The organism is Mycobacterium helveticum (genome assembly GCF_007714205.1).
GTDB classification, from domain to species: Bacteria; Actinomycetota; Actinomycetes; order Mycobacteriales; family Mycobacteriaceae; genus Mycobacterium; species Mycobacterium helveticum.
In genome coordinates this window covers 1-15,624 of record NZ_VMQU01000123.1, presented here as the reverse complement: position 1 = coordinate 15,624, position 15,624 = coordinate 1, and the positions used below count along the sequence as shown (strand labels likewise).

Annotated in this window: 11 protein-coding genes and 1 pseudogene; 8 read left to right on the top strand and 4 right to left on the bottom strand. The window is 71.2% G+C overall.

Going from position 1 to position 15,624, the window contains the following annotated elements:
- Nucleotides 1-120: 120 nt before the first annotated feature.
- Nucleotides 121-447, bottom strand: a pseudogene (locus FPZ47_RS29780) (hypothetical protein); the annotation flags it as partial.
- A 20-nt stretch (nucleotides 448-467) separates the two neighbouring features.
- On the bottom strand, nucleotides 468-2,843 hold the full coding sequence (locus tag FPZ47_RS22105; protein WP_144951588.1) for an MMPL family transporter: 2,376 nt from the start codon (nucleotides 2,841-2,843) through the stop codon (nucleotides 468-470).
- A 671-nt stretch (nucleotides 2,844-3,514) separates the two neighbouring features.
- On the opposite strand from FPZ47_RS22105, the gene FPZ47_RS22100 reads away from it, so the two are divergent.
- The 4 genes from FPZ47_RS22100 to FPZ47_RS22085 all read left to right on the top strand — a co-directional run bounded on the left by FPZ47_RS22100 (nucleotide 3,515) and on the right by FPZ47_RS22085 (nucleotide 8,214).
- The gene (locus tag FPZ47_RS22100) at nucleotides 3,515-3,817 is read left to right on the top strand and encodes a DUF1490 family protein (protein WP_144951586.1); all 303 of its coding nucleotides are present in this window, start codon (nucleotides 3,515-3,517) and stop codon (nucleotides 3,815-3,817) included.
- A 73-nt stretch (nucleotides 3,818-3,890) separates the two neighbouring features.
- Nucleotides 3,891-6,233, top strand: coding sequence for a copper-translocating P-type ATPase (locus FPZ47_RS22095; RefSeq protein WP_144951584.1), 2,343 nt, complete (start codon nucleotides 3,891-3,893; stop codon nucleotides 6,231-6,233).
- Entirely contained in the window at nucleotides 6,230-6,760 is a 531-nt protein-coding gene (locus FPZ47_RS22090; protein WP_144951582.1) for a DUF5134 domain-containing protein, read from the top strand. Before FPZ47_RS22095 ends, FPZ47_RS22090 begins: the two co-directional genes overlap by 4 nt.
- 158 nt (nucleotides 6,761-6,918) lie before the next feature.
- Nucleotides 6,919-8,214, top strand: coding sequence for an NRAMP family divalent metal transporter (locus FPZ47_RS22085; protein WP_144951580.1), 1,296 nt, complete (start codon nucleotides 6,919-6,921; stop codon nucleotides 8,212-8,214).
- A 128-nt stretch (nucleotides 8,215-8,342) separates the two neighbouring features.
- Here FPZ47_RS22085 and FPZ47_RS22080 read toward each other — a convergent pair whose 3' ends face one another.
- Entirely contained in the window at nucleotides 8,343-9,248 is a 906-nt protein-coding gene (locus FPZ47_RS22080) for an NYN domain-containing protein (protein ID WP_168209536.1), read from the bottom strand.
- 35 nt (nucleotides 9,249-9,283) lie between these two features.
- Between FPZ47_RS22080 and FPZ47_RS22075 the strand changes: the two genes are divergently transcribed.
- Together FPZ47_RS22075 and FPZ47_RS22070 are read left to right on the top strand one after the other, a co-directional pair.
- Nucleotides 9,284-10,156 carry an alpha/beta fold hydrolase gene (locus tag FPZ47_RS22075; RefSeq protein WP_144951576.1) on the top strand — a complete coding sequence of 291 codons (873 nt, stop codon included), beginning with the start codon at nucleotides 9,284-9,286 and terminating at the stop codon, nucleotides 10,154-10,156.
- Between the two features lie 189 nt (nucleotides 10,157-10,345).
- Nucleotides 10,346-10,912, top strand: coding sequence for a hypothetical protein (locus FPZ47_RS22070; RefSeq protein ID WP_144951574.1), 567 nt, complete (start codon nucleotides 10,346-10,348; stop codon nucleotides 10,910-10,912).
- 6 nt (nucleotides 10,913-10,918) lie between these two features.
- Here FPZ47_RS22070 and FPZ47_RS22065 read toward each other — a convergent pair whose 3' ends face one another.
- Nucleotides 10,919-13,048, bottom strand: a complete 2,130-nt coding sequence (locus FPZ47_RS22065; RefSeq protein ID WP_144951572.1) for an FUSC family protein — start codon at nucleotides 13,046-13,048, stop codon at nucleotides 10,919-10,921.
- 150 nt (nucleotides 13,049-13,198) lie between these two features.
- Here FPZ47_RS22065 and galT point away from each other — a divergent pair, with 150 nt between their 5' ends.
- A complete protein-coding gene (gene galT, locus FPZ47_RS22060; RefSeq protein WP_144951595.1) occupies nucleotides 13,199-14,275 on the top strand; it encodes a galactose-1-phosphate uridylyltransferase in 1,077 nt (358 codons plus the stop codon).
- On the top strand, nucleotides 14,272-15,363 hold the full coding sequence (locus FPZ47_RS22055; RefSeq protein WP_144951570.1) for a galactokinase: 1,092 nt from the start codon (nucleotides 14,272-14,274) through the stop codon (nucleotides 15,361-15,363). Before galT ends, FPZ47_RS22055 begins: the two co-directional genes overlap by 4 nt.
- Nucleotides 15,364-15,624 lie beyond the last annotated feature (261 nt).

Sequence of the window (15,624 nt, the reverse complement as noted above, 5' to 3'; positions counted from 1 at the left end):
GCGCTCACCGACATAACCCCATCATCACAGCAAGCACCGACAAGTCCCGGACACCCAATCCACCCCCGGGCGCGACCGCTGTCGCAACTGGTCCGACTTACCTTGCAGCTCCATTTCCGCCTCGGCCGTCACGCCGGTGGCGCCGACATAGAACTGCTGATACCAGCGGCGCAGCTGCTGGACCGGGGCGTCCTCGTCCACCAGAAGCGGGTTTTCGCTGCGGATCTTGGTCTTCGGGATCTCGACGTCCTGCGGTAAGCCCATGCTGACGCCCTCGGTGAAGACATTGTGGATAACCCGCGGTGGATGTAGTACGAGTGCGCCATGTCAACGATGTTGTCGATGATCTCGCGGCAGTTGGAGCCCTGGATGACTTCTCTGCGCCAACGCCATTCGATCCGGGTGTCGCTGTAGGCCTTCGGGAATCTCGGGGATCCGCAACTGCGGCGAGCAATGAGCACCGGAAATCACGGCTGAAGATGTGTCGTATGGCCCATATTGCCTTCGGTGGCTTGCGGGGACTCGTCGTCCCGCGGTAGGCGGGCCGCGACGTCGGGGCTACCCGCCGGGCGCCACCGGGCCGGCGCCGAGCGCCTGGCGTGGCGCCCGCCGGGCCGTTCGGCCGCACCACCGGACTCGTCGATGCCGATGCGGCCGTGCAGCCAGGCCAACGGTTTAGGCGCCCACCAGTTGACCCGGCCGAGCACGTGCATGACGGCCGGAACCAGAATCATGCGCACCAGGGTGGCGTCGGCGAGCACGGCCAGCGTCAGGCCGAACCCGAACATGCGCATGAACGACACCTGCGAGGCGCTGAGCGCCGCGAACGCCATGGCCATCACCAGCGCCGCGGCGGTGATCACCCGGCCGGTGTAGGCCACCCCCAACGCGATGCTTTCGTCGTTGTCGGCGGCCGTTTTTCGCGACGCCAGCCAGTATTCGCGGATTCGCGCGACCAGGAAGATCTCGTAATCCATCGACAACCCGAATGCGATGCAGAACAGCAGGACCGGCATGTTGGCGACGAGTCGTCCCGTCGTCGTGATGCCCAGACCGCCGAGGTGGCCGTCCTGGAAGATCCAGACCAGCGCCCCGAACGTCGCCGACAGCGACAGGACGTTGAGCACGAGCGTCTTGACCGGCAGCACCACGCTGCCGGTCACCAGGAACAGCAGGACCGCCGTGATGACGGCGATCAGGCCCAGCACCAGCGGCAGCCGCGCGGTGATCGCGTCGACACCGTCGCGGTTGGTGGGGCCCAGCCCGGTCAGCGCAACCGCTCGACCGCGCGGACCATCGACCGCATGCAGGCGATCGAGTTGGCGGTCCGAGGCGCGGGAGAACGGCGGCGATGTGCTGGTGACGGTCAAAAACGCGCTGCCATCGGCAATTCCGGTCGGCGCGGCGGGCGGGCCGGCCGCGGTTCCCCCGACGAAAGTCGCCGTCGGTGCGCTCACCGCGGCGACCTCGGGCACCCGAGACAGTTCGGCCGCGTAGCGCTCGAGGTCGCCGGCGTCGAGTCCCCGCGCGTCGGGGATCACGACCTGCACCGTCGTGGCGAAGTCGTCGGCGAAGTCGTTGCGCAGCTGGTCGCCGACCTGGTGCGCCGACGCCGAACGCGGCAGCACGCGGTCGTCGGGGAAACCCCACTTCACGCCCAGGAACGGGAACTCGGCCAGCGTCACCAGGGCGGTCACCGCGAGGCCGACCGGCACGGCGTGGCGCATGACCAACCGGGTGGATCGGTACCAGAAGAGTTGCTGTACCGGTTTGCGGGCGGGCTCGCGGCGCCGCAACATTCCGCGGATCAGCCGGCGCATGTCCATCCCGTCCAACCGCGGGCCCAGCCACACGATGGCTGCGGGTGTCACCACGACCGCGGCGATGGCGGCGAATGCGACGGTCGCGACGCCGGCGTAGGCGAACGACCGCAGGAAGAACATCGGGAACAGCACCATCACCGCCATCGACAATGCGACGGTGGTCGCGGAATACAGCACCGTACGCCCGGCCGTCTGCATGGTCCGGATCAGAGCCCGGTCGGGAAGGCTGCCCCCGGCCAGCTCGTCGCGGTAACGGCTGACGATCAGCAGCGTGTAGTCGATCGCCAGTGCCAAGCCCAGTGCGGTGGCGAGGTTGAGCGCGTAGACCGACACCTCGGTGGTGAAGGTGAGCAGGCGCAGTATCGCCATGCAACCGACGATCGCCACCAGGCCCACGGCGATCGGCAACGCGGCCGCCAACAACCCACCGAACACCCAGACCATGGCCAGGAAACTGAGCGGGATCGCGATCGACTCCATCGTGACAAGGTCGTGTTCGATTTGATTGTTGACCTGTGCGTAGGCCATGGCCAGGCCGCCCGCGCGGACGGTGACGCCATCCCGGTCGCGCACCAATTCACCGGACAGCGACCCGGCGTGTTTCGGCGCGTTGTTGTCCCCGCCCCTCAGGTTGGCGACGATGAGCCCGGACCTGCCGTCTTTGCTCACCAGACGCCCCGCGGTCTGCGCCGTCGACGTCCACGGCGAGGAGACATGGAAAACAAAACGTGAGCGTTCCAAATGCTCGACGATGTCGGTTCCGACGGCGCGCGCGGGCGCACTGTTCGGGCCACCGGGAGCGGTGACCACGATCAGGAGTTGTTGTTCACTTTCGCCGAACTTCTGCTCGAGCAATCGATTGGCTTGGGCCGATTCGGACGCGGGATCGTAAAAACCTCCGGCGGACAGATCTTTGGCGACCGGTAACCCGAAAGCAACAGTTCCCAGAAATACCAGCAGCGCGACCGCGATCACTCGCCGAGGCGCCGCCAAAGCCAGCAATGCAATCCGACGCGGCACGCTTCCCCTCTTTCACTGACTCTCGACGTGGCATTTCACGACCGCGCGTCGCCGACCATGCGGCGGCACATCGAATCCGCAACTATCACCGCGCCCGGGCGTTCGGCCTTCCGAACGTGCCCGTGACGTGGTGGTTTCACCGGTGCAGCGCCCTGCGCACGCACGTTTGCGGGAAAGTGGCCGGGCTCGCGCGGGATCGATTCAATCCTCGGCATCGCTGCCGCCGCCGTGTTCGATCATTGGATCTTTCGTGCTGGATTTGCCGATTGACACGAGTTCCGCCTGCCCAGACGCGGGCGGACGCAACAAAGCGTGCGCGACGAATCCACCAACTCGGTGGCAAATCGACACCGCTAAGACCAACTAGTGCTGGTGAAAATACCCAATGGGGACCGTCTGTACAAGTTGGACAGTCGAGGGTCGCCGGGAATAACCATGGCTCCCATGGAGAAAGCTGCGGCGAAGCTCTCGCATCGTCGCGAACGTGAGTTGCGAGCGCCTTTTTGCGGAGAAATTCCCGCGCCGACGTGGTGGCGCACGCTCGGCCGCGGCCCACGAGGCCCGGCCCACGCGGCTAGCCCCACATAGGGTGGGGGGGTATAGTGCCCGGGGAGAGGCTCCGGGGATGGCCCGCGGCAGTGATCGTCGACGACAGAAGGGATGTGGCCGGGATGGTTTGGCACGGATTGGTCGGGAGAGCGGTGCCCACGCTGGTGACCGGTGTGGTGGGTGCCGCGGCGTACGAAGTCTTGGCGAAGGCGCCGTGGCGCACGATGACGGTCAGCGCCGCCGCGGCGGGTCTGCGCGGCGCGCGCGCCACCGAACGCATGACCAGGGAGGCCGCCGAGAGGGCGCGTCTGGCGACGGCCGACGTGCTCGCCGAGGCGGCCGAGCGCGTCGGGGAACGAGTTCCCGCACCGGCGGACTCGCCCGCCACCTCGACCCACGAGGGCGACCACAATGCATGCCACTGAGCCTGCCACTGACACGGCGCCCACCGCTTCAGCCGGCGTCACGTTGCAGGTCGTCTCCCAAGGGGGCGGGCGGATGCGCGTGCGCGCCAGCGGGTTTGGGATGGACGCGGCCCTGGCGGTGGCGATCGAGGAGACGGTCGCCGAGGTGGCCGGGGTACGCGCGGTGCAGGCCTATCCCCGAACGGGATCGGTGGTGATCTGGTACCTGCCCGACGACTGCGACATCGCCGCGGTGCTGGCGGCGATCGGGCGGGCCCGGGACGTGCCCGCAGCGTCGGTGCCCGCCCGCGCCCCGTATTCGGCGAGCGTGGGCGAAACCGGGGTGCTGGCGCGGATCGCCGGCGGGATCCTGCGCGCGCTGGGCTTGTCGTCCGATGCCGGCAGCGCGCAGGCCGCCGGTGGAAGTAGCTGTCATCAGCCGGTGCCGTCGTGCCACGGGGCGCCGGCCGCCGATGCGAAAGGCGAGCAGCGCACCTGGTTGCGCCGGGTGTGGCTGGCCGTGCCGTTGGGTCTGGTGTCGATGGCGGCGCCGATGCTGTTCGGCGGCGCGTGGGCGGGGTGGCTGGCCTTTGCCGCGACGGTGCCGGTGCAGTTCGTGGCAGGCTGGCCGTTCCTGGTGGGAGCCGTGCGGCAGGCGCGGGCCGGGTCCGCGGGCATGGACACCCTGATCAGCCTGGGCACGCTGACCGCGTTCGCCTACTCCACCTACCAGCTGTTCGCCGGCGGGCCGCTGTTCTTCGACACCGCCGCGCTGATCATCGCGTTCGTGGTGCTGGGCCGCTATTTCGAGGCCCGGGCCACCGGCAAGACCCGCGAGGCGATCAGCACGCTGCTGGAGATGGGCGCCAGGGAAGCCTGCCTGCTCGTCGACGGCCACGAGGTGCTCGTGCCGGTGGAGCGGGTTCAGGTCGGCGACCTGATGCGGGTGCGGCCCGGCGAGAAAATCCCCGTCGACGGCGAGATCGTCGACGGGCGTGCCGCGGTGGACGAGTCGATGCTGACCGGCGAGTCGATGCCGGCCGAGAAGACGGTGGGCGACCGGGTGGCCGGGGCCACCGTCAACACCGACGGGTTGTTGACCGTGCGCGCCACCGCCGTGGGCGCCGACACCGCGCTGGCCCAGATCGTGCGCCTGGTCGAGCAGGCCCAGGGCGGCAAGGCCCCGGTGCAGCGGTTGGCCGACCGGGTGTCGGCGGTGTTCGTCCCCGCCGTGCTGGCGGTGGCCGCGCTGACCTTCGCCGGGTGGACGCTGCTGGCGGCCAACCCGGTCGCGGGCATGACCGCGGCGGTCTCGGTGCTGATCATCGCCTGCCCGTGCGCACTGGGCCTGGCCACTCCGACCGCGATCATCGCCGGCACCGGCCGCGGCGCGGAGATGGGGATCCTGGTCAAGGGCGGGGAGGTGCTGGAAGCCTCGAAGAGGATCGACACCGTGGTGTTCGACAAGACCGGCACCCTGACCCGCGGCCAGATGCGGCTCACCGACGTCGTCGCCGACAAGCGGCACAGGGGCGATCTGGTGCTCCAGCTCGCCGCCGCGGTCGAATCGGGCTCCGAGCACCCCATCGGCGCGGCCATCGTCGCGGGCGCCCGCGAGCGCGGCCTCGCCGTCCCGGCCGCGGCGGCGTTCACCAACCTGGCCGGCCACGGCGTGCGCGCCGACGTCGACGGCCGGCCCGTGCTGGTCGGGCGGCGCAAGCTGGTCGAGGAAAACGGCCTGCGCCTGACCGACCAGCTCGCGACCGCGGCCGCCGACCTCGAAGCACAGGGCCGCACCGCGGTGTTCGTCGGCCGCGACGACCGGGTGCTGGGTGTGCTGGCGGTGGCCGACACGATCAAAGACGATGCCGTCGCGGTGGTGCGCCGGCTGCACGAGATGGGGTTACAGGTCGCCATGATCACCGGCGACAACGCCCGCACCGCGGCCGCGATCGCCGAGCAGGTCGGCATCGACCGGGTGCTGGCCGAGGTGTTGCCCGAAGACAAGGTCGACGAGATCCGCCGCCTCCAGGACGAGGGCAGGCTGGTCGCCATGGTCGGCGACGGCGTCAACGACGCCCCGGCGCTGGTGCAGGCCGACCTGGGCATCGCGATCGGCACCGGCACCGACGTGGCCATCGAGGCCTCCGACATCACGCTGATGTCCGACCGGCTCGACGGTGTGGTGCGCTCCCTGCAACTCTCGCGGCAGACGCTGCGCACGATCCACCAAAACCTGGGCTGGGCCTTCGGCTACAACACCGCCGCGATCCCGCTGGCCGCATTCGGGGTGCTCAACCCCGTCGTGGCGGGCGCGGCGATGGGCCTGTCCTCGATCAGCGTGGTCACCAACTCGCTGCGGCTGCGCCACTTCGGCCGCGACACGACCCGTGCCGGCGAGATGAAAGCCCTGCCCGGGCGGCCCGCGACCGCATGATCCACGGCGTCCTGCTGCGGTGGGCCGTCACGGGATTGTTCGCGCTGGGCGCTGTCGAATGCGCCCTGCCGATCCTCGCCCGACGCCGGCCATGGCCGATGGTCGTCAGCCACGGTTTGCACGTGCTGATGGCAGTCGCGATGGCGGCGATGGCCTGGCCGTGGAGCATGCGCGCCCCGGCGACGGCGCTCGCGGTGCTTTTCCTGCTGGCGGCGGTGTGGTTCGCGACGATGACCCTCGTTGCCGCCCGCACCCCCGGCCAGCGGCGGTCGACCGGATACCACGCCCTGATGATGCTGGCGACGGCCTGGATGTATGCCGCCATGGACGGTCTCCCGGCCGCCGTCTGGATCACGGTGATGAACTGGCTCGGTGCGCTGATCTTCGGGGCCGCAACGCTTTTCTGGACGCTGCGCTGCCTCACCGACATCGGCACCACCCGCCTGAAATCCCTGGGAAGCCTCGCCCAGGCCGCCATGGCCGCCGGGATGGCCATCCTGTTCCTCGCCGCACTGTCCCGCATCTGACCCTTGTGCGGGCCGGCTGCGGGGCCGAGGCTTGCGGACTCGGCCGGAACCGAATCGATACCGTACGGTCGAGGAAGCCCGCCCGTCGGGTGCGGCGGGGTTGATGCGCTTTTACGGCTTTGCACGCTTGCCGCCGCACGAGAGGGTGAGTCCAAGAGTTGACCGACACCACCACGCCGGTGGCCCACGAGCGCGACGACCGGTCACCGGCCCCGATCCGTCGTCGTCTGCGGTGGCTGCGGTGGGCGGTGCTGTCGGTGTGGGGCCCGGGCCTGGTGGTGATGTTCGCCGACACCGACGCGGGCTCGCTGATCACGGCGGCCCAGTCCGGCGATCGCTGGGGTTACCGCATGGTGTTGCCGCAGCTTGTTTTGATGCCGATCCTCTACGTCGTTCAGGAAATGACAGTGCGGCTGGGCATCGTCACCGGGCGGGGACACGGCGCGCTCATCAGGGAACGCTTCGGCCGCGGCTGGGCGTGGGTCTCGGCGTTCACCTTGTTCGCCTCGGCGATCGGGGCGCTGCTGACGGAGTTCGCCGGCGTCGCCGGGGTCGGCGAACTGTTCGGCGTTTCCAAGTGGGTGAGCATCCCGATCGCCACGGTGGCGCTGCTGGCGCTCGCGCTCACCGGCAGCTACCGGCGCGTCGAACGCGTCGGAATCGTGCTCGGGGCGGCCGAACTGGCGTTCCTGGTCGCCATGGTCATGTCCCGCCCCGACCCGAACGCGGTGGCGCACGGACTGACGTCCATGCCGCTGGGCGACCCCTCGTATCTGCTGCTGGTCGCGGCCAACGTCGGTGCGGTGATCATGCCGTGGATGATCTTCTATCAGCAGGGGGCGGTGGTGGACAAGCGCCTGTCGGTGGCCGCGCTCCGCCAGGCCCGCTACGACACCGCCTTCGGTGCGGTGCTGACCCAGCTGATCATGATCGCGGTGGTGGTCACCGTCGCCGCGACGCTCGGGACGCAGAACGGCGAGGCGACGCTGCAGACCGTCGGCCAGATCTCGCACGCGCTGACCCCCTACCTGGGGCACGTCGGCGGCACCGTTCTGTTCGGACTGGGAATGCTGGGCGCCGCACTGGTCGCCGCGATCGTCGCGTCGCTGGCCGGCGCGTGGGGGCTCTCGGAGGTGTTCGGCTGGCACCACACGCTCAACGAGCGGCCCAACCGCGCCACCGCCAAGTTCTACATCACCTACGCGCTCGCCCACATCGTCGGCGCGGTGCTCGTGCTGGGCAGCGTCGACCTGGTCAACCTGGCCGTGGACGTCGAGGTGATGAACGCCCTGCTGCTGCCCATCGTGCTGGGTCTGCTGCTCGCGCTGGAGGCCCGGGCCCTACCCGAGCAGTGGCGGATGCGCGGGCTCTACAAACACGTCACCCGTGCCCTGTGCCTGGTGGTGATCGCCTTCGGGCTGTACATGGTGCCCCTGGCGTTCGGCTGGGCCTGAGCTCCAGAACCCGGGGCCGGGATAGTGGCCGTCCTGATCCGGCACGAGCACGATCTCCTGGCAGTCGCCGCTCGCCGACGCGGCGCAGGATGAGACGGGCGGCCGGCGTGGCCAACCGGTCGCGGTGGTCACTGGTCGACGCGCAGCCGCACCATGCGGGTTGTTGAAGTCTCGTCCAGTTCAACGACGTCCGAGCGCGAACGCAGGAAGTCGCTGAACGACCGGAAACCCAGCGACTTCTCGCTGAACGAGGGATCCATCCGCTTCATCTGCGCCTTCACCGCGGAGTTGTGCAGCCAGTCGACGTCGTCTTTCTCCAGCCCGATCTGCAGCGCCCGCGTCAACAGCGCCGTGGCGGCGGCCTGCGGGTCGGGCGGCTCCGGCTCCTCGGGCTGGGCCGCCTGGGCGCGTCCGCGCCGCCCCTTCGGCGGGGCTTTCTCCGTGCCCGCCTCGGCCGGCGCGGGTGCCGGTTCCAGGGCCGGGACCCCGGGGAGCGCGTCGTAGATGACGAAGTCGTCGCAGGCCGCGGCCAGCGCGCGGCTGGACGCGCCGGCCACCCCGATGCCCACCACGTAGCGGCCCAGCCGCTTGCAGCGCTGCGCCAGCGGGATGTAGTCGGAGTCGCCGGCCACGATCACCACGTGGGTCAGGTCGGGCAGCCGGAACATGTCCTCGACGGCGTCGACGGCCAGCCGGATGTCGGCGCCGTTCTTGCCGTAGGCCGCGGCGGGGAACAGCTGCACCAGGTCGACCGCGCGGGCGACCAGCTGTCCGCGGTAGCCGGCGTTGACGTCGGCCGACCAGTCGGCGTAGGCCCGGGTCAGCACCAGCGTCCCGAACGAGGACGCGAAGTCGAGGATCGCCGCGACGTCGACCGTGGCACGGGCCTGCCGGTCGGGGTCGAGCCCCCTGGCCTTGTCCCGCTGGAACGAGTTGCGGCCGTCAACCTGGTCGTAGCGGGAGATCACGATGTTGTCGAAATCGAGGTAGACGGCCACGCGGGCGGCAACCGGTTCGGTCATGCTGTAGATCATCGCCGAGTCGACGGGTTCGGGGGTACACCGGAGGGATGAATCAGTTGAAGTTCCTCGAGTTGCACGGCGACCGCGTCGCCTACCGCGACGCGGGCGACGGCGAGATCCTGCTGCTCATCCATGGTATGGCGGGCAGTTCGGAGACCTGGCGTTCGGTGATACCGCAGCTGTCGAAGAAATTCCGGGTGATCGCACCGGACCTGCTGGGCCACGGCGCGTCGGCCAAACCCCGCGGGGACTACTCGCTGGGTGCGTTCGCGGTCTGGCTTCGCGACCTGCTCGACGAGCTCGGGGTCAGCCAGGCCACCCTGGTCGGGCACTCGCTGGGCGGTGGTGTCGCGATGCAGTTCGTCTACCAGCACCCCGACTACGCCAAGCGGTTGATCCTGGTCAGCAGCGGCGGCCTCGGCCCCGACGTCGGGCTGGTGCTGCGGCTGCTCTCGGCGCCCGGGGCGGAGCTGGTGCTACCGGTCATCGCGCCGGCGCCGCTCCTCGCCGCCGGCAACAGGCTCAGGTCCTGGATGCGCGGCGCCGGCGTCCAGTCGCCGCGCGGTGCCGAGTTGTGGAGCGCCTACTCGTCCCTGTCGGATCGGGAGACACGGCAGTCGTTCCTGCGGACGCTGCGATCCGTGGTCGACCACCGCGGGCAGGCGGTCAGCGCGCTCAACCGGCTGCGACTGCGCGAGGAGCTGCCCGTGATGGCGATCTGGGGCGAGCGCGACGGCATCATCCCCGTCGCTCACGCCTACGCCGCGCACGAGGCGCGCACGGACAGCCGGCTCGAGGTGCTGCCCGACGTCGGTCACTTCCCCCAGGTGGAGGCGCCGCGCGAGGTGGTCGAGCTGATCGAGGACTTCGTCGGAGCCGGCGAGCACCGCGACGTGGGCAGCCCGCAGCCGCGGGCGTGATCCGCAAGCCGGGTACTGCGAGGCGGTTGCGGCCCTCGCGCTTGCGCACCGCCAATTGCATTGCATACCAAGTCAATTCGCCTGCCGACGTCAGCGAGTCGTGGTCGGCGAATTCGGGGTCGACCAGGTTGGACCCGCAACGGGCGGCCCGGTGGAAAACGGCGGACGCGGGGCCGCGACAATCGCGGTGTGCTTTTGATCCCAGCGTGGATGTGGCGCGGAGGCGCCGTGCGGCGGGCGTTCTCGACGGGGATCCCGGCCGGCGGCGTCGTGGGCGCGCTGGTGTTGGCCGAGTCCGGTCTGGTCGCGGGCGCGGTCGCCGCGCTGATCGCGACCGGGGCGTGCGCGGGGACCGTGACGGCCCGCCGGATGTGCAGGCTGTGGCCGGCCGCCGAGGGCCTGAGCGCCGACGAGCGCGTCGCGGTGGTCCGTGCGGTGCGCCGCGGCCGGGTCGTCGACCAGGGGCGACTCGTGCCCGCGGCCCTCGGGTACGTCGACGGCCTGCGGGCGTGCGGGGACCAGGCCCGCAGCCGGCAGTGGCTGGTGTGGCTGCTCGCCGCGACGATGCTGGCCCTGGCCGTGCTCGACACCCGTTACGGCACGACCCGGATCGCCGCCCTGTCGTGGCTGTTCGCCGCCTTGCTGGCCGCCGAGGCATTCTGGGGGCCGCGGGCGCGTGCCGGGCTGCTCGCCCGAGCCGAGCGCAGCGCCGAATCGGCCCGGCGGGCGCTGCACCAGCAACGGGTCGGTGACTGATCGGGGTCAGCCCGGGGCCCCGTCGCCGGCGCCGAGATCGGCGGCCAAGGTGGCGACGAGCCGTTCGATCTGGCGCAGCGAATGCACCGCGGTGAGGAATCGGCGGGTGTCGGGCCGCGGCGGCGACCCGGCGTCCCGTTGCCCGGCCAGCGTGGTGTCGAGCGCTTCGGTCGCCGACACGATTGTGGCGGCGCGGGCTCCGTCGAGGACGGCGATCAGCGCGTCGATGTTGCGCCGGGTCTGGGCGGCGGCCGACGCGAGGGCCGCGACGAGCACGGCGGCCGGTGCCGGCGACCCGTCGGGAGCCGCGACCTGCGCGGCGCTGCGCGCCAGGGACCTGCCGAAGTGATCGCACGCCGTGAACAGTTGCAGCGCGCGGCGGATGCTGCGGCGCCCGGCAAACCCGGCGACCCCGACCAGGAGCGGCTTGGAGGTGGTCCGGAACTGTTGCAGATCCCGGTCGAGCCGGCGCGCCCGCTCGGTCGGGCGCACGGCGGCGGCGCCGCACATGGTCGCGGCGGAGGCCTCGATCAGCTCCGACAGCGTCGTCAAGAATGCGCGGGCGTCGTCGCGGATGGCGGTGCGGGTGTTGGTCGGCAGTACCAGGATGGCCACCCCGACGCCGATGACGGCACCGATCGCGGTCTCCTCGATGCGCAGCAGCAGGACGTCGACGCTGAATTCGCCGAGCAGGCCGTAGAGCAGCGCCAGCATCGTGGTGATCCAGAAGATCATCAGGCTGTAGGTGACCGTCATGAAGTAGAACGCGCAGAACAGGCACACGAAGATGAGCACGACCGAGACGACGGTGTCCCCGGACGCCAGGGTGGCCACCAGCATGCCGCACGGCACGCCCAGCACGGTGCCCAGCACCCGCTGCCAGCCCTTGGTCAGGGTTTCCCCCCAGGAGCTGGTGCCGGCGAAGATCACGAACGCCGCGATCACCGCCCAATACCAGCGCAGCGGGGACACCAACTCGCCGGTGACGATGGCCAGCGACGCGGCGACGGACACCTGGATGGCCTGCCGCGTGGTCGGCCGCAGGCCGGAGCGCGCTGCGGCGTCGGGGGCTGCGGCCTCCGGGCCGCCGGATTCCGGCGCGGGGGCGCCGCCTGCGGCGGCGCGTTCGACGATCGCGCGGACCTCGGCGCTCGCGTTCGCGGCGTTGGCGATCGCCAGGGCGAGACGGCGCACGGCGGCGTCGGCGGCCCCGGCGGGTCCGGGGGTCCCGGACGCCCCGGCGGGCACCGGCCGCCGGTCCAGCAGCCGCTGGGCGCGTTCCCCTGCCCCCCGGAGGCCGTCGGACTGCGGTGAGCGGATGGCCCGCGCCAGCTGGGTGAGCGTCCCGACGAGCTCGTCGCGGGTCGGCCCGGGTATTTCGGTGGAGACGTCGGCGGCTTTCCGGCCGGCGGTGGCGACCCATTCGATGGCCAGTTCGGCGTCGAACAGCCACGGGGCCAGCTGCCCGCCGGCGACCCCGAGCCACCGCATGGCGGGTTCGGCCTTGTCTTCGATCTGGCTCTGCACCAGCAGCGCGGTCTCGTTGAGCCGGATCGTGCGGGCCCGCATGCGCCGCCGCCGCCGCTCGTCGAACCGGCCGGTGCGGACCGCGTCGGCGGTGGTGTCGACAACGATCGCCATCCGCGCCCGCAAGGCCCGAACGGTCGCGCGCAGCACCCGTTCCGGCCGGTCCGGCAGGACGTAGGTGCCGATCACGTACGTGCACACCGTTCCCACCGCGACCGCCCCGATCATCCAGGGCAACTCCGCGATCCGGGCCCGCAGGTACAGGCTGAAGAAATACGACATGAACGCGACCATGCCGAGCGCCCTGCCGCGCGCGCCGAAGCGGCGGACGTACACCGCGCCGAACACGACCACCACGAAGGCGGCGTCGCCGGCGACCCGGTGCGGGGCGAGCAGCGCCGCGGCGGCGATGGCGAGCGCGGCGGGCACCGGCAGCAGTCCCATCGTGATCCGCTGCCGGCGCGGGTCGGGTTCGTCGACGGACCGGGACGCGACCATGGTGATCACGACCCCGAGCAGCGCGACGGTCAGGGGCTGTCCCGTCGCCCTCGTGAGCAGGAAGAGCACCACCAGGGAGCAGGCCAGCGCGGCCGTCGTCCGGCTGGCCATCCGCAACCGCAACAATCCGGGATCCGAGCCGATCGCCCAGGTGCGGGCGCCCTCGTAGAGACCAGTGATCTCCCCGACCGCCTCTCATCTCGCCGACCCACCTGCATTACCCGCAGCTGCGCCGCGGCGACCAAGCTACCCTTCGTGACCATGGCGCCGACCCGGGCGAAGCTGGCCGATGGCCGTGACCTGCTGTTCTTCGCGCTGCCCGGGCACCGCCCGGCGCCCGTCGCCGACCGCAGGCCGCTGCCCGGGCGCGACCCGGACCAGTCGCAGCTGCGGTATGACCGCACGACCGGGCAGTGGGTGATCGTGGCGGCGCGGCGCCAGGACCGCACCTACAAGCCGCCCCCCGACCAGTGCCCGCTGTGTCCGGGCCCCACCGGGCTGACCAGCGAGGTGCCCGCCCCCGACTATGACGTCGTGGTCTTCGAGAACCGGTTCCCCAGCCTGTCCGGTGCCGGCCGGGCCGCGCCGGTGCCCGGCGACGGCTTCGTGTCCGCCCCCGGGCATGGCCGCTGCGAGGTGGTCTGCTTTTCCAGCGCGCACACGGGATCGTTCGCCGAACTGGAGCCGGCGCACGCGCGGCTGGTCGTGGAGGCGTGGCGGCATCGCACCGCCGACCTGACGGCCGCGGCGGGCATCGAGCAGGTGTTCTGCTTCGAGAACCGCGGCGAGGAGATCGGGGTGACGCTGACCCATCCGCACGGTCAGATCTACGGCTACCCCTACCTGACCCCGCGGACCGCCACCATGCTGGCGCAGGCGCGCGAACACCGGCTGCGCCACGGCGGCAACCTCTTCGCCGACCTGCTGGCCCGCGAGGTCGCCGACGGCAGCCGCGTCGTGGCGCGCACCGACCTGTTCACGGCGTTCGTGCCGTTCGCGGCGCGCTGGCCGGTGGAGGTGCACATCTACCCGAACCGGTTCGTCCGCAACGTCGTCGAACTCAGCGCGGACGAACTCGACGGGTTCGCCCGCATCTACCTCGACGTGCTGAAACGGTTCGACCGCATGTACGCGGCTCCGCTGCCCTACATCTCGGCGCTGCACCAGTACGCTGACAGCGAGGCGCAGGCCGACGGCTACTTCCACGTCGAGTTGATGTCGATCCGCCGCAGCGCCACCAAGCTGAAGTACCTGGCGGCCTCCGAATCGGCGATGGACGCGTTCATCGGCGATGTCACGCCCGAAGATGTCGCCCGGCGGCTGCGGGAGCTGCGGTGACGGTCCGCTACGCCGCGCCCGGGCGCATCAACCTGATCGGCGAGCACACCGACTACAACCTGGGCTTCGCGCTGCCGATCGCGCTGCCGCAGCGCACCGTGGTGACGTTCACCCCCGACGGCGGCGACGAGATCGCCGTGGCCAGCGACCGCGGCGAGGGCTCGGCGCGCATCGCGCTCGGCGCCGTTCCCGGTGACGTGACCGGTTGGGCCGCCTATGTGGCCGGGGTGGTGTGGGCGCTGCGCCGGGCCGGACATCCGGTGCCCGGCGGCGCGATGGCGATCACCAGCGAGGTGGAGATGGGCTCGGGCCTGTCCTCCTCGGCGGCGCTGGAATGCGCGGTGCTGGGCGCGATCGCGTCGGCGGCGGGTCTGCGCATCGCGCCCCTCGAGCGGGCCCGGCTGGCCCAGCGCGCCGAGAACGACTACGTCGGCGCTCCCACCGGGCTGCTCGACCAGCTGGCCTCGCTCCTCGGGGCGCCGGCCACGGCGCTGTTGATCGACTTCCGGGAGCTCACCGTCGCGCCGGTGACCTTCGATCCCGACGCCGCGGGCGTCGCGCTGCTGGTCATCGACTCCCGCGCCCGGCACCGACACGCCGGTGGCGACTATGCGGCGCGGCGCGCGTCGTGCGAGCGCGCGGCCGCCGACCTCGGGGTGCCGACGCTGCGCGAGGCCCAGGAACGCGGGCCCTCGGTGGTGGCCGCGGTGGGCGACCCGGTCGACGCGCGCCGTGCCCGTCATGTGCTGACCGAGAATCTTCGGGTGCTCGATTGCGTCGCGGCGCTGCGTGATTGCGACTTCGCCGAGGCGGGCCGGATGTTCACCGCGTCGCACGCGTCCATGCGTGACGACTTCGGGATCACCACCGCGCACATCGACCTGATCGCCGACGCCGCCCTGCGCGCGGGCGCCCTGGGCGCGCGGATGACCGGTGGCGGTTTCGGCGGGTCGGTGATCGCGTTGGCGCCGGCCGGGCGGGCGGAAGCGGTGGGTGAGGCGGTGCGCCGGGAGGTGCGCGGCGCGGGGTTCGGCGAGCCGCTGATCGCCCGCACCCGCGCGGCCGCGGGCGCGGGGCCGGGCAGGTGAGCGGACCCGCCGGGCGGATCCGGCCCGCCTTCCCGACCGGCTCCGCGGCAGAATTGCCCACCCGCCACGCACAGTCAGACCTGTAACGTAACGGATATGCCCGTGACCGTCCGCGCCGTCGCCGACGTGCCGCGGACCGCCCGTGAGCAGGTCGAACGGTGGCATCGGGCGGCACTGCCCGCCGGAAAGGCCCCGCGATGACCTGGGATCTGGACAGCCGGGGGGAGGCCGTCGAGGAGGCCCTGGCGGGCGGGGCTCCGT